Source organism: Vibrio sp. WZ-1, from assembly GCF_052037695.1.
In the GTDB taxonomy this organism is placed as follows: domain Bacteria; phylum Pseudomonadota; class Gammaproteobacteria; order Enterobacterales; family Vibrionaceae; genus Vibrio.
Genome location: NZ_JBQEQR010000044.1, coordinates 40507 through 55314, shown reverse-complemented (window position 1 = coordinate 55314; position 14808 = coordinate 40507). Strand labels below are relative to the sequence as shown.

Here is a 14808-nt window from a genome sequence, read left to right as displayed (position 1 = left end):
CCCCGAAGGTTCAGATAACTCGTTTCCGCTCGACTTGCATGTGTTAGGCCTGCCGCCAGCGTTCAATCTGAGCCATGATCAAACTCTTCAATTTAAGATTTTGTTCGGCTCAATGAATACTGAACATTACATAAAGTAATGTTTGAATTGACTGTGCTGAATCTTTCGATTCAATGGTCACTTCGTTTCATTGAAACCTAATTTGATACCGCTTTCCGTTAAGAAAGAAATATCTAATTGGATTATCATCAACGAGTGCCCACACAGATTGATAGGTTCTTATTTTTAAAGAGCTTTTTCTAACTAACTCACCACCTCAGCGCTTCGTCGTTAGGGGTGCGTATCTTACGCCTCCAAATTTGAGAGTCAAGCATTTTTTCAAATTCTTTTTTCTCTCTTCCCGACTCGCTGTGTGACTTTCGTCTCACTCCGTGTCGGTGGATGCGCAGTATAGGGAATCTAGAAATGAGCGCAACCCTTTTTTTAAAAAAACAGTTCAAGCGCTTATTTATCCATCAAACACGTAATATCTGCATATTTCTTCGTCACATTTGAGACATATCACAGCAATTGGTTGGAAAAACACCAACCATATACGTAAGATCCGTGTGTCTATTTTGTTAATAGGCAGCTTATCTATTTTTCATCTATATGTAGTAATCAAAATGACGTCTAAAAAAAATCTGATCTTATGTGTTGGGTTGTCGGTTCTTGGTGGAGTTATCTTCTCTCAAGTACCAGTCTCACCAGCATTGAGCTTTGTTATCGGTGTTGTCGCTACTGCTTTTCTGTTTTCACTTTCTAGCAAGACACCTGTTATTCAATCTTCTGATTCCGATCCTTCAACTAAAACGCTGTATGTCGGCAACCTTCCTTATAAGGCTAATGAGAGTCACGTTCGTGATTTGTTTGCTGAGTACGGGCAGGTTTACGCGGTACGCTTAATGAAAGATAAGCGCACTGGTAAAAGAAGAGGGTTTGGTTTCGTAGTGATGGCAGCAGCAGATGCAAAACCTACTATCGCTAAACTTAATGAGAAGGAATATATGGAACGTACGCTTAAAGTGCGTATTGCTAATGACCCTAAACACCCGGATGGCGATAAACCTGAACAGGATTAAATCCTAGGTTTGCCAAACATACATTCAGTGCATCTTCTTGCCAAGGAGGTGCACTGGCATATATCTTCTTACTCCCCTCATCTTTACTCTCTTCCTTTGTGTCACTCGATATTAACGCTTTCACTCGTCGGGCAATGGCTTCTCCAGAATCAACTAACGTTACTTCGCCACCCAATGCTTGATGTATTTCGTCTTTAATTAAAGGGAAGTGAGTACAGCCTAGTACTGCAACATCGACTTTATTACGTAGTGGGAGAAGAATACTCTCCAACTCTGAAAGAGAAATACTTTCACCACGCAGCTTTTCTTCTGCCATATCCACTAAGCGAGTCGAGCCTAATAACTCGACTGGTTTGCCTTGAGCAAAGTCGCGGATAAGTTCATGAGTATATTGACGAGTCACTGTCGCGGGCGTAGCAATAAGTCCTACGCCTTGAGAAGCAAGTAGTGATGCTGGCTTTATCGCAGGAACTACACCAACAACTGGAATAGATAGATTCGCACGCAGTGAAGGCAGCACTATGGTACTTGCGGTATTGCAGGCGATGACCACGATGTCAGCTTGATGCTCTTCGACCAACGCTGCCACCAGCTTATTAACGCGAGTAATCAACACATCTTGATCGAGCTCACCATACGGATAGGCTTCGTTATCGAACAGATACAAGTAATCCATATGTGGCAGAAGTCGGTGGATTTCTTGGAAGACCGATAACCCTCCGACACCGGAATCAAACACTAGGACTTTTTTCTTACTTGATGCTCGCACGAGTCTTACCTGCAAATTAGGGACTCGGCGATCATACTGGTTAGATTTGTTTTGGCAATGCTTTGGCTTGGTATCTTTGATGACTGAATCGCTCCCCTATTTCCACTTCAAGCATAGTCAATTCTATATGTCCTTGAAATGAAGGGGTTGATGTCACCAATGTATGGAATTCGCCATTTTCTCCGCAGGGATCAATATGACCGGGGAATGACTCTATTAGTGCTTTGTCATACCTACGTCCACACAACTCCGACTGCAATACTTCTCCATCGGTCGTTACCAGCATGGTTTGAATGCCACGATCGACAATTTCAATCGCTAACACCCTGCTCTCTTCTCCTAGTAAAGGGAAGACACACTCCCAACCAGCAGGCTCAATATAGCTGCGTCGATAATCGGCAATACCATTACAGAACATATCGCCAAACGCGACGGCTTCAATGTTTAGTCCACTATTATGTAATGCATTAACGATAGTCGATTGATAAATGTCGTTACTCGGGAACACTTCAGACAGTTCGATAGTTATAAGCGGAAGGCCAAGTAAGTCTGCCTGCATTTGCACAACCTCTAATGGCGTCGCTTGGAAAGGCACTTCTTTATCAACGTAGGTGGTGTACAAGCCAACCACCTGATAAAGGGGATTCTCGTTTAGTCGCTCCAACGTTAGCGTAGAGTCTTTGCCACTCGACCAGCTGACCACGACACGTTTTGCTTTTGTCATTAACTTTCCTCGTTACCAATTTCCACTCGGACCTGACTCACAATAAGAAAGACCGCCGATGTGGCGGTCTTATTAGATTCGATTAGAAGCGGTAGTCCACCGAGACAAAGTACTGACGCCCTGGTGTCGCGTAGCCCACATACATCTCGTAATCTTTATCAAAGGCGTTACTTAGCTTCGCATTGATGTCCCAGTTTTGGCTTACTGCGTAAGACGCGGTGAAGTTCCATAGACTGTAGCTCGGCAATCTTGTACTGCCACTAAACCGCTCGCCTTGGTATAGATACTGTGAACCTAGCGTCCATTGGTCAAACGTCGCGTAAGCGTTCCATTTGGCACCGCGCTTAGAGCGGTAAGCGAGTTGAGTATCTTCTGCACCAGATTTATCAACGGGGTCTTTGTAATCTAAGTAGAACTCGTGAGAAACGATATTTGTATCGAATTTCACCTCTAGCTCCACACCTTTAATTTCGGCTTCACCAACATTTTGCATGCCAGCTCCTTCCCAAATCAACATGTTCTCAATTTGGTTGTAGTAACCCGTTACCGTCCAATCAACAATCGATACTGCACCCGATAGCGACAGCTCGGTATTTTCTGACTCTTCCGGTTTCAGGTTTGGCATTTCGTAGCCTGGGTAATACAAATCAACAAAGCTCGGGGCGCGGAAGGCTGTACCGTGGCTCAGAGTCAATTCATAACCTTGGTAAAACTTCCAACCCGCTGCAGTTTGCCACGTGGTGTTGTTACCAAACTGGTTGTTGTCGTCATTACGTACACTCGCTTCTAACGTCCAGACGTCATAAGCGTATTGAGCAATGGCACTAACACCAAAGTTGGTTCTTGGGTTCTTTTCTGGATCGTAGTCTTTAGCTGGTCCCCAGTCACTTGGTGCAATATAGCCCTTGGCGAGCTTCTCAGTACGGTAATCCAAACCACCACCAACGCTCAACTCTTCGTTAACACTGTACGAGTTCAGCCAAATCGCGTTGAACTGTTCAATAGCAACGTGGTCGCCAGTTGATTTGCTTTGGCCTGATTTATGGTCATAGTTGTCTTGCTGACCATAAGCCAGTTTCAATTCAGATGAGTAAACGTCTCTGTTATATTCCAACGACAGATCTGCACCAACATACTCAACTTCACCCGTTTTCTTTTCGTGCTTATCAACCGTTCCCCAAGCAGGATTACCATAGCTACTGTTATCGTAATCGTAGTCATTGTTGTAAGCACTCAACCCAACATAACCAGATAAGTTATCAGAGAAATTTTGTTGGTAGCCTAGTTTAAAGTTGAGTGTCTCAAAGCCATGCTCATCACCGTCGTTCACACCTGGTAAAGGTTTAACGTTAAAACCGTCTGTTTTCTCGTAACCGAGCACGCCCTTAAAGTGTTTCCCTTCACCTACAGGTTTAGAGACCACAAACGTGCCTTTTTTATAGTTATTTGAGCCATAACCTGCAGACACTCGACCTGAATCGTCATTAATAGACGCACGAGTAATAATGTTGATTACACCAGAAATCGCTTCCGAACCGTAAATAGAAGCTCGCGCCCCACGAATGTAGTCGATACGTTCAATCGAGTTGATTGGAAATTGGTTAAAGTCGATACCACCCATGATTGCACGTGGCATACGTACACCATCTACTAAAACCAGAACTTGGGATGAACTACCACCTCGAACGTAGATAGATGCAGATTGACCACGTCCACCGTATTGAGCAACTTCAACACTCGGCAGAGTACGGAACACATCAAACAGGCTATTTGCTTGAAGGCGTTGAATATCTTCTTTAGTTACGGTAACGGTTTGTGCGAGAACCGCACCATCAATTTGCTGGAATCGGTTTGCGGTAACCACAACCGTTTCGTCTGCGGAGGCTTCTTGGGCCTGTGAATAAAAGGTAGGTGAAAGCAGCGATGCACACGTCATCGCAAGAAGAGTTTTTCTCATTGTATTGTCCTAAATCGCGTAATTCCTACCGAGCCCTACTCTTATTGAGCAGTCCAGTGCTGTGGCTCAGTTGCTGGCAGGTATTCGGACTTAAGAGCGAGGTTGTTCTACCTACTTGCTCGACTTCCCACATAAACTAATGCAGTGTCTTAATGAGCGTTCGTTCTCTTTTACCGCTGCGCGTCAGTTCTGGATTTCCACCAGATTCCCATTTCAGCCATCTAGATTGCTAGATAGCACCAGCTTGAGGCAAATACTATTAAGCTATTGATTATTTGTCCAGCCAATATTAACCCTGACCATTGTAACGATTTGGTTCATTTGAGTATCAACTGACACAGAACACACTATCTTTAGATCAATTAGGGCACAAAACTGGACATCCTATTAAGATTGAATAAAATCTGCGCTCTTAAATTGAATGCACCATAAAAGGTAAGATCATGGCTACTCTTGATGTAAACCCACAACGCTACCAAGAACAACTGGCTGAAAAAGTCGAACGTCTGACCGATATGTTCGCGCCATACAACGTGCCAGAACTGGAAGTGTTTGAATCACCAGAGCAGCACTACCGCATGCGTGCTGAGTTCCGCGTTTGGCATGAAGGTGAAGACCTTTACTACATCATGTTCAACCAAGAAACTCGTGAAAAATACCGTGTTGACCAATTCCCAGCAGCCAGTCGCCTGATCAACGACTTGATGCCACTTTTAGTGGATGCGATGAAAGACAACGAATCATTACGTCGCAAACTGTTCCAAGTGGATTTTCTGTCTACCCTAAGTGGTGAGATTCTGGTTTCACTGCTTTACCATCGTCAACTTGACGAAGAATGGATTGAAAACGCAAAAGCACTAAAACAACGCTTAAATGATGAGGGCTTCAACCTAAACATCATTGGCCGTGCACGTAAGATGAAGATTGTCTTAGACCGTGATTACGTGATCGAAAAGCTAGATGTGAATGGTCAAAGCTACATTTACCAGCAAGTTGAAAACAGCTTCACCCAACCAAACGGTAAAGTGGCAGAGAAGATGCTGGAATGGGCGGTCGACTGCACTCAAGAAAGCACGGGGGATCTACTAGAGCTTTACTGTGGTAACGGTAACTTCTCTCTGGCGCTGGCACAAAACTTTGACCGCGTGTTAGCAACTGAGCTAGCGAAGCCATCTGTGGTTTCTGCGCAGTACAACATCGCCGCGAACGAGATTGATAACGTACAAATCCTACGTCTATCAGCGGAAGAGTTTACTCAGGCAATCGAAGGTAAGCGTGAATTCCGTCGCCTACAAGATGCAGGCGTGGATCTGAAGAGCTACAACTGCAATACAATTTTTGTTGATCCACCACGCTCAGGTATGGACGTTGATACTTGTAAAATGGTGCAAGGTTATGAGCGCATCATGTACATCTCTTGTAACCCTGAAACATTAAAAGAGAACTTGGACATTCTATGTGAAACACACAACGTGACGCGTTTTGCTCTGTTTGACCAGTTCCCTTACACCCACCACATGGAAGCTGGCGTACTATTGGAACGCAAAGCGTAATCCACCAGCGTCAGGCATAAAAAAAGCGAGCTCAGTAGCTCGCTTTTTTGTTGAGTTCTTTTGGCTTACTCAGCAGAAGTTTTCTTTTCCATGAAACCTAGCTTTTTTCCAACCCAAGCCAATAGAATCATTGAAACTAGGATCGCGAAGAAGTTAGAACCTGCTTCTGGGTATTGTGCTTTGATGAAAGCAGAGTGACCAAATGCCCCCACGAAGAAACACGCCAGACCAACAAGTGGGATATCTTCCGATACTGGGTTGTTAAGGTATTCTTGGTAAAGCGCCTGTACTGCTAGCACGAGTGCAATCAGAGGGAAGATTGAGAAAGATACTTCGCTCATGGTCAACCATGACAACAAAGCATCACCACACATACCTGCAACCAGTGCCAAAATCAGCGTTTTCTTTTCAGATTTATTTCCATTCGACATTATTCTATCCCGCCTTTTAATCGGTTACGTTCACGTTCTTTGCGATACCAATAAGCCCCTTTGGCTATCATTCGCAATTGCATGATCAATCGCTCGGCGAGTTCATCGCGCTCACGTCGATCTAAGTCTAAAACTTCCGCACCTGAACTGAATACCAAAGTGACTGACGCCTCAGCTTGAGTAAACGCCTCTTCCTTGGTCATACCGGTGCTTATTAAATATTCAGTCAATTCTGCCGCAAAATGTTGTATTTCTCGAGCGACAGCAGTACGAAACTCAGAGGAAGTACCAGAGCGCTCACGCAACAACAAGCGGAATACGTTAGGACTACTTTCAATGAATTCCATGAAGGTTTCAACCGAAGTTCGAATCACACTGCCTTCTTTGACAATACGCTGACGAGCTTGACGCATCAGTTGGCGTAACAGTAGACCGCCCTCATCAACCATGGTTAAACCAAGTTCGTCCATATCTTTGAAGTGACGGTAAAAAGAAGTGGGTGCTATTCCGGCCTCCCGGGCAACCTCACGCAAGCTGAGATTGGAAAAGCTGCGATCCGCACTGAGTTGATTAAATGCCGCATCGATCAATGATCGACGTGTCTTTTCTTTTTGCTGCGCGCGGATTCCCATCGATTTCATTCTAAAACTTGCTCTTTTTTCTATTGGGTACAAGAGCATCAATATAACGCAATTAGCCCCTACGTAAAAAGATATGTTGCCTCGACTGAAGCAAGCGCGAGCAAGTTACTATTGCCCGACGTTTAAATGCAAACGTTTCGCTTCAAATTGTAGACATACAGCATACCAATTAGTTCTTTTGGTCGATTCTACGTGATCACTTCCACTCTCTAGCAGCGATGATGTGTACCTGTAGAGCAAATGAGTTAAAATCCCGCTACAGCAATGTTAATTAAATATAACAAGGAAGACATCATGGCGCATGCTAATCACTATGACGTGATCGTAATTGGTAGTGGCCCTGGCGGTGAAGGGGCGGCAATGGGATTGACCAAAGCCGGTCTGAATGTTGCCATCGTTGAAAAAGAAAGCAGTGTTGGTGGCGGTTGTACGCACTGGGGAACCATACCATCGAAAGCATTGCGTCACGCGGTTAGCCGTATCATTGAGTTCAATAGCAACCCTCTATTCTGTCGTAATAACACCAGCCTTCATGCAACATTTTCTGACATTTTAGGTCATGCGAAATCGGTGATTGATAAGCAAACTCGACTTCGTCAGGGCTTTTATGACCGCAATTCATGCACACTGTTGTTTGGTACTGCGCGCTTTATCGATAACTACTCCATCGCGGTGATGCAAAGTGATGGTACGGAAGAGGTGTACTCCGCGGACAAATTTGTTATCGCCACAGGCTCTCGTCCATACCAACCGAACAACGTCGACTTCTTGCATGAACGCATCTACGACAGTGACTCTATCCTGAGCCTGAAACACGACCCTCGCCACATCATCATTTACGGTGCTGGGGTTATCGGTTGTGAATACGCTTCTATCTTCCGTGGTTTGGGTGTAAAGACCGATCTGATTAATACTCGCGACCGTCTGCTCTCTTTCCTAGATAACGAAGTCTCAGATGCATTGTCTTACCACTTCTGGAACAGCGGCGTGGTGATTCGCAACGACGAAACATTCGAGAAAATAGAAGGCACCGAAGACGGCGTAATCGTACACCTGCAATCAGGTAAAAAGATGAAAGCAGACTGCTTACTGTATGCTAATGGTCGAACGGGTAATACAGACAAACTCAACCTACCTGCAGTTGGATTAGAAAGCGACTCTCGCGGGCAACTTAAAGTAGATGGTAACTACCGTACAGAGGTGGAACACATCTATGCAGTCGGTGATGTGATTGGCTACCCTAGCCTAGCGAGTGCAGCGTATGACCAAGGTCGTTTCGTGGCACAAGCCATCACGAAAGGACAAGCTGACGGAAATCTGATTGATGACATCCCAACGGGTATCTACACCATTCCAGAAATCAGCTCAGTGGGTAAAACCGAGCAAGAACTGACTGCGGCGAAAGTGCCTTACGAAGTGGGACGCTCTTCGTTCAAGCATCTCGCTCGTGCACAGATTGCAGGTAAAGACATCGGCAGTTTGAAAATCCTCTTCCATCGTGAAACCAAAGAGATTCTTGGTATTCACTGCTTTGGTGAGCGCGCGGCGGAAATCATCCACATCGGTCAGGCCATCATGGAACAAAAAGGCGAAGCCAATACGATTGAATACTTCGTCAATACCACCTTTAACTACCCGACCATGGCAGAAGCGTATCGCGTAGCGGCACTGAACGGTTTGAACCGATTATTCTAATTCAATTGGGTTGCCATGATCCAAAAGCAAAAACAGCAGGTTTCGACCTGCTGTTTTTTTATGTGTAACTAGGCAAGAAAGCTTCCCTTGCGCCATTGATAGAAGAATATAGCGCCGAGTCCAATCCCTCGCATTGCCATGAAACTGGTCATCGCAAACCACAGCGCATGGTTTTGCCAGCCAGAGAACAAAAAGAAAATCGCAAAGAAACAGCAAGTCGCCACGAACATACTGTTTCGCATATCTTTACCTTTAGTGGCACCAACAAAAATGCCATCAAAGAGGAAGCACCACATCGAGGCCAATGGCATGACCACCAGCCATGGCAGATACACCGAAGCTTGCTGCTGCACCGCTTCAATCGAAGTGATCATGGCGATCAAGTGTGATCCCGCCAAACCAAATACTGCAGTCAAACCTAAACAGATGATCAGACTCCAAAAGAAAATACCAATCAACGAAGCACTGAGCTGCGCTCGGTCTTTGGCACCAATCGCTTTACCAACCATGGCTTCCATGGCGTAAGCAAAACCGTCCATGCCATAGGAAATCATCATCAAGAAACTCATCAATACCGCATTGGCCGCAACCACATCATCACCAAAGCTCGCACCTTGGAAAGTCATAAAGCTAAACGTAGCTTGTAAACAGAGTGAGCGTAAGAAGATATCGCGATTGAGTTTTACGAACCGCCCTAGCCCATGTTGAGTATCGGTGAGAAGGCTCTTAGGTGATGGCAATTGACGTGCACGCCATGTTTTCCACACACACATCAAGCCAAACGCCATGCCTGAGTAATCAGCAATCACCGACGCTAGCGCTGCCCCTTCGACTTTCCAGCCCAAGCCAATAACAAACAGCAAATCGAGCGCAATATTGGTTACGTTGGTGATGATCACCATCCACATTGGTGCTTTGGAGTTTTGCGTTCCGAGCAACCAACCCAACAGAACAAAGTTCATCAGCGCAGCGGGCGCACTCCATACACGAATGGAGAAATATTGCATGCCGTAGCGCTTCACTTCCGCACTGGCATCACTCCAACCAAATATCAGATCCGCGATCGGGTTATGGGCAATAAGAAAGACTAACGCAAACAGCAATGCCATGAGTGAGCCTTGCATAAACACCAAGGCGAGTTGTTTTCGGTCTTCACCACCATAGGATTGCGCCGCTAATCCAGTAGTCGACATACGTAAAAAGCCAAGCAACCAAAACGTCACACTGATCATGGTGCTACCAAGCGCAACACCACCTAGATACCAAGCGTGTTCAAGGTGACCGATCACCGCAGCGTCAACCAAGCCCAATAGTGGAACAGTAATATTCGACAGCACCATAGGAATAGCGAGCGCTAACACTTGGCGATGCACTTGAGGATTCGATAAAGGAGAGAAGATAGAGTTTGTCACAGGCACCTCGTTGTTTAGATCAGCGAGTGTACCTGAGTGTTCAATGCCTAGCCAATTACCACTTGATGTGAACGAGAACTGGCGTGAGACGATGCTTCAACATTGGGATCTTATTCAACCAACGTTGCCATGCTTTCCAACGTGAGCAGAATCGGTCGAATGGCGAGAAGGCTTTCACCCATTGCGCCCATGGCAGCCAATGCAGTACTTGTTGTGCTGGTGCTTCAAAACCATGTGCATACGTATCTGAGCCGAGCTTCTGACCCCATTTACTTTCGGTTAAGTCACCTGCTAGTACCATGCACACTTCTGCCGATACAAAATGACGACCCAGAGTTTGGATGAAAGTCGCAACGCGCGATTCATCGCAATCGAGTAAAGCCATCTCACACAGAATCAATACTGGTGCCTTTTCAGGGATGCGCAGTTCATCTAACCAACTCATGTCTTCTACGCTGCCGCAACGATGCTCGTAGCGTTCGTTTTTATGAAACAATCGCTGACGCCAAACCAGATTCTCGGTGACATCCAGTTCAATCCAGTGACAACGACCATTGTCCAAACGGTAGAAGCGCGTATCTAAACCGGCACCGACGTTAATGATCCAAGCGTCTGAGTGTTGTTGAAGAAAGTGACTGACCTGCTGATCGCACAGCTGAGTTAAAGTCACGTGCAGCAGCTGCTTCTGATCAACGTCGCCACTGATGCAATCTGGCGCCATCTTGCAACTCAAGCACGCTTTTGCAGCGATCGGATCGTACACCAAGCCGTTATCGACCAAACTTTCGCGGCTACGCAAAAACAACGGTTTCAACAGATGATTAGGTACGTGATGTTGAGGCTTGGACATGGGCATTTCCTTGCGCCGAAAAGAAAATGGTTAAATGGAATTAGATGATAATAAATCTCAATATCACTTTCAAGTTTTACCGTAACAGCCAAAAACTCTGAGTCAGTGCGAACGTAACTATGCTTGTAAGAAAAGAAATGTGCTTTGAAGAAAATAAAAATGGGAAAAGAAAGTGCAGAAAACACAAAGCCCAGCAGAGCGCTGGGCTTTATTAGAATACTTGAGGTAAGAAGCCTACATCCAGTCGGTATTGCGGATGATGCCAACTGCCAGACCTTCGATCATCAAGTGTTGTGACGTTAGGTCGACTTGGATTGGTGAAAACTCTTCGTTTTCTGCGTGCAGCAGTACTGTAGAACCTTTGCGCTCGAGACGCTTCACTGTCACATCGTCATCAACACGAGCAACGACAACTTGACCATCGCGCACATCTTGAGTTTTGTGCACAGCAAGTAAGTCGCCGTCCATGATACCGATATCTTTCATACTTTCGCCGTTTACGCGAAGTAAGAAATCGGCTTTAGGCTTGAACATCGCAGGATCTACTTGGTAGTGAGATTCCACATGCTCTTGAGCCAGAATCGGCTCACCAGCAGCAACTTGACCAATCAAAGGCAAGCCTTGATCGTCGTTTGCCGCATCTTCAAGTAGGATTCGGATCCCGCGAGATGCGCCAGGAATAATTTCAATCGCTTGTTTACGAGCAAGCGCTTTTAGGTGTTCTTCTGCAGCATTTGCAGAACGGAAGCCCAGCTCACGCGCAATCTCTGCACGAGTTGGTGGCATTCCGGTGTCTTCGATTTTGCTTTTAATCAAATCGAAAACTTGTTGTTGGCGTGGCGTTAACGGCTTCATATGTCACCTGTCTTTTTATACAGTTAACTGTGAGTATATCCAGTAAACGAACAAATGAAAACCCAATTGGTTGTTTTTTAATTTATTTGCGCCAGTTTCAGATCCCACCCACAAACCTCAAGTAAACATGCGTTTTAAACGCTCAATACCCAATTCGTCTAGTGAAAGCAACAACCTAGGAGTTCGATTAATTTCCACTCAATAAAATTAAAAGGTTTGACCAGTTTCTGGTATCCTTGCTGCGCTTAAATTTTATCGCCTAGGCTTATTTCTATAGCCGTATCTATTTCCTTCTTCATATAAGAAGGTAAAGCGGACACAGAAATAAGGTTAGGTTTGTTTGAATACCTATTGAGGCTGTGAACTTTATGTCTTCTGGACAATCATTTTCACGTTCATTACTAAAACTACCTTTATCGGTAATGGTAAAGGGCACCACTATCCCATCGAATCCGATTGACGATCTCAACATCGATCTCACTAAGCCGATTGTGTATGCCTTACCATTCCGTTCGAACGTGGATTTGCTGACACTACAAAAACAAGCATTGAGCCTAGGTCTACCAGACCCGCTTAGCCCGCTAGACATCAATGGCAAAAAACTCACTCGCTACGTCTTTATCGCATCTCGCCCAACCGTGATGAACAATGATAATGACGTGCCAAGCGAGTCTGTTGCTCTATTTACTGAGTTACTTGAACTGCACAAACTCGACAGCGAGTTAGACGTTCAAATGATCCCAGCAACGGTACTTTGGGGCCGCAAGCCAGGTAAAGAAGAAAACCACAAACCGTACCTGCAACCAATGAACGGTCCGCAAAAAGCAAAAGCGGTCATGGCAGCCGGTCGTGACTGTCTAGTACGCTTTAGCCCTGTGGTTTCACTGCGTTACATGGCAGATTCTCACGGGACAGATAGCGCTATTGCGCACAAGCTTGCACGTGTTGCTCGTATCCACTTCTCTCGTCAGAAGCTCGCGGCATCAGGTCCGAACCTGCCTCAACGCCAAGTGCTGTTTGCACGCTTAATGGAATCGCCTGCAATCGAAAAAGCGATTGAAGACGAAGCGCAAAGCAAAAACATTTCTATCGAGAAAGCTCGCAAAGAAGCCCATGACATCATGGATGAGATTGCGGCAGACTTCTCGTATGGTTTGGTGAAAAACGGCGATCGTATTCTTGGTTGGTTGTGGACTAAGCTGTACCAAGGTCTACACATCAACAACGCTTCGACGGTTCGTCGCCTAGCGCAAGATGGTCATGAGATCGTGTACGTGCCATGTCACCGCAGTCACATGGACTACCTACTGCTCTCTTACGTTCTGTACCATGAAGGTATGGTGCCACCTCACATTGCCGCTGGTATTAACCTGAACTTCTTCCCGGCGGGTCCAATCTTCCGTCATGGTGGTGCGTTCTTTATTCGTCGTAGCTTTAAAGGCAACAAACTGTACTCAACCATTTTCCGTGAGTACCTGTCTGAGCTGTTTGCTAAAGGTTACTCGGTTGAGTACTTCAGTGAAGGTGGTCGTTCGCGTACTGGTCGTCTGCTGCAAGCAAAAACTGGTATGTTGGCAATGACGATTCAAGCCATGCTGCGCGGTCTAAACCGTCCAGTTACACTAGTACCTGTTTACATCGGTTACGAGCATGTAATGGAAGTGGGTACTTACGCCAAAGAACTTCGCGGTTCGCGCAAAGAGAAAGAAAACGCGGGTCTTGTTCTGCGTACTCTGCGTAAGCTGCGCAACTTTGGTCTTGGTTACGTGAACTTCGGTGAACCGATTCAGCTAAACCAATACCTGAATGAACACGCGCCAGAATGGACTAAAGACATCGACCGCATGGGCGGCAGCAAACCACAATGGATGAACCCTGTGGTGAACGGCCTAGCAAACAAGATGATGACGCACATTAACGATGCAGCAGCAACCAACGCACTGACATTGTGTGCGACGGCACTACTGGCATCTCGTCAGCGCGCGTTGTCTCGTGATTCTCTGATTAATCAGATTGAATGCTACCTGAAGCTACTTAAAAACAACCCGTACTCAAGCACTTCAACGATTCCAACCGAAAGTGCTGAAGAGTTAGTAGATCACGCAATCTCCCTAGATAAGTTCGTGATTGAAACTGACACCATGGGTGACATCATTTCATTGGATCGTAACCAGTCGATTCTGATGACTTATTACCGCAACAACATTATCCACTTGTTTGCCCTGCCTTCTTTGATTGCTCAAATGATCATTCGTCAGCGCAACGTGACGGTAGAGAAGATTCAAGAAAACGTCGCTCAAATTTACCCATTCCTGAAAAAAGAGCTGTTCCTAAGCTACAAGGAAGAGGAATTGAATGAGCTGGTAGTGAAGATCTTAAACGAGTTCGTTGAGCAGAAAATGGTTTGCCAAGAAGGGGATAAGCTGGAAATCAACCAGTCCAACAACCAACCATTGGTTCTGTTGGGTCGCACTATCACAGAAACCCTACAGCGCTACTCTATTGCAATGAATCTATTGGTTGCCGACCAAGAACTTGGTAAATCTGACCTTGAGCAACAAAGCCAAGACATTGCACAACGCTTGGGTCGTCTACACGGCATCAACGCACCAGAGTTCTTCGACAAGGGTGTGTTTGCTGCGATGTTCAATACACTGAAAGAACAGCAATACCTAGATAGTGACGGCAACTGCGATCTTGAGAAGACGCAGCAATTTGCCAAACTGCTATTTGCTCTGCTTTATCCAGAAGTGAAGTTGACTATCGAAGAGAGTATCCACCAGCTGCAGGCATAATCCGC

The 14808-nt window shown here is 45.7% G+C and carries 12 protein-coding genes, 1 rRNA gene and 1 riboswitch; of the genes, 4 read left to right on the top strand and 9 right to left on the bottom strand.

Annotated elements, in window-relative coordinates; genetic code table 11:
- Nucleotides 1–94: ribosomal RNA gene (locus ACTS60_RS02250) — 16S ribosomal RNA — on the bottom strand; the annotation flags it as partial.
- A 571-nt stretch (nucleotides 95–665) separates the two neighbouring features.
- Between ACTS60_RS02250 and ACTS60_RS02245 the strand changes: the two genes are divergently transcribed.
- The gene (locus tag ACTS60_RS02245; protein ID WP_440886966.1) at nucleotides 666–1121 is read left to right on the top strand and encodes an RNA-binding protein; all 456 of its coding nucleotides are present in this window, start codon (nucleotides 666–668) and stop codon (nucleotides 1119–1121) included.
- Here ACTS60_RS02245 and murI read toward each other — a convergent pair.
- From murI to ACTS60_RS02230, 3 genes are all read right to left on the bottom strand, one after another.
- Entirely contained in the window at nucleotides 1084–1890 is an 807-nt protein-coding gene (murI, locus tag ACTS60_RS02240) for a glutamate racemase (RefSeq protein ID WP_045393385.1), read from the bottom strand. The two genes, ACTS60_RS02245 and murI, sit on opposite strands and share 38 nt — an antisense overlap.
- 40 nt (nucleotides 1891–1930) lie before the next feature.
- Nucleotides 1931–2614 carry an ATPase gene (locus ACTS60_RS02235; RefSeq protein WP_440886965.1) on the bottom strand — a complete coding sequence of 228 codons (684 nt, stop codon included), beginning with the start codon at nucleotides 2612–2614 and terminating at the stop codon, nucleotides 1931–1933.
- An 82-nt stretch (nucleotides 2615–2696) separates the two neighbouring features.
- Complete coding sequence (locus ACTS60_RS02230) at nucleotides 2697–4571, bottom strand: TonB-dependent receptor domain-containing protein (RefSeq protein ID WP_440886964.1); 1875 nt, start codon at nucleotides 4569–4571, stop codon at nucleotides 2697–2699.
- Between the two features lie 58 nt (nucleotides 4572–4629).
- Nucleotides 4630–4828, bottom strand: a riboswitch (cobalamin riboswitch).
- Between the two features lie 186 nt (nucleotides 4829–5014).
- Between ACTS60_RS02230 and trmA the strand changes: the two genes are divergently transcribed.
- The gene (gene trmA / locus ACTS60_RS02225) at nucleotides 5015–6124 is read left to right on the top strand and encodes a tRNA (uridine(54)-C5)-methyltransferase TrmA (RefSeq protein WP_182027376.1); all 1110 of its coding nucleotides are present in this window, start codon (nucleotides 5015–5017) and stop codon (nucleotides 6122–6124) included.
- Between the two features lie 65 nt (nucleotides 6125–6189).
- Here the strand turns inward: trmA and ACTS60_RS02220 are convergent, their stop codons facing one another.
- Nucleotides 6190–6555, bottom strand: a complete 366-nt coding sequence (locus tag ACTS60_RS02220; RefSeq protein WP_038884856.1) for a YijD family membrane protein — start codon at nucleotides 6553–6555, stop codon at nucleotides 6190–6192.
- Complete coding sequence (gene fabR, locus ACTS60_RS02215; protein WP_010444457.1) at nucleotides 6555–7196, bottom strand: HTH-type transcriptional repressor FabR; 642 nt, start codon at nucleotides 7194–7196, stop codon at nucleotides 6555–6557. The genes ACTS60_RS02220 and fabR overlap by 1 nt, the downstream gene beginning before the upstream one ends.
- Nucleotides 7197–7460: 264 nt before the next feature.
- Between fabR and sthA the strand changes: the two genes are divergently transcribed.
- Entirely contained in the window at nucleotides 7461–8891 is a 1431-nt protein-coding gene (gene sthA / locus ACTS60_RS02210) for a Si-specific NAD(P)(+) transhydrogenase (RefSeq protein WP_302847034.1), read from the top strand.
- Between the two features lie 68 nt (nucleotides 8892–8959).
- Here the strand turns inward: sthA and dinF are convergent, their stop codons facing one another.
- The 3 genes from dinF to lexA form a co-directional block, all read right to left on the bottom strand.
- Complete coding sequence (gene dinF, locus ACTS60_RS02205) at nucleotides 8960–10303, bottom strand: MATE family efflux transporter DinF (protein WP_440886963.1); 1344 nt, start codon at nucleotides 10301–10303, stop codon at nucleotides 8960–8962.
- A gap of 55 nt (nucleotides 10304–10358) precedes the next feature.
- A complete protein-coding gene (locus tag ACTS60_RS02200) occupies nucleotides 10359–11153 on the bottom strand; it encodes a class I SAM-dependent methyltransferase (protein ID WP_009705150.1) in 795 nt (264 codons plus the stop codon).
- 234 nt (nucleotides 11154–11387) lie between these two features.
- Nucleotides 11388–12008: a transcriptional repressor LexA gene (gene lexA, locus ACTS60_RS02195; protein ID WP_440886962.1), complete on the bottom strand. Its 621-nt coding sequence runs from the start codon at nucleotides 12006–12008 to the stop codon at nucleotides 11388–11390.
- A gap of 368 nt (nucleotides 12009–12376) precedes the next feature.
- Here lexA and plsB point away from each other — a divergent pair, with 368 nt between their 5' ends.
- The gene (gene plsB / locus ACTS60_RS02190; RefSeq protein ID WP_440886961.1) at nucleotides 12377–14803 is read left to right on the top strand and encodes a glycerol-3-phosphate 1-O-acyltransferase PlsB; all 2427 of its coding nucleotides are present in this window, start codon (nucleotides 12377–12379) and stop codon (nucleotides 14801–14803) included.
- The last annotated feature ends 5 nt before the right edge of the window (nucleotides 14804–14808 follow it).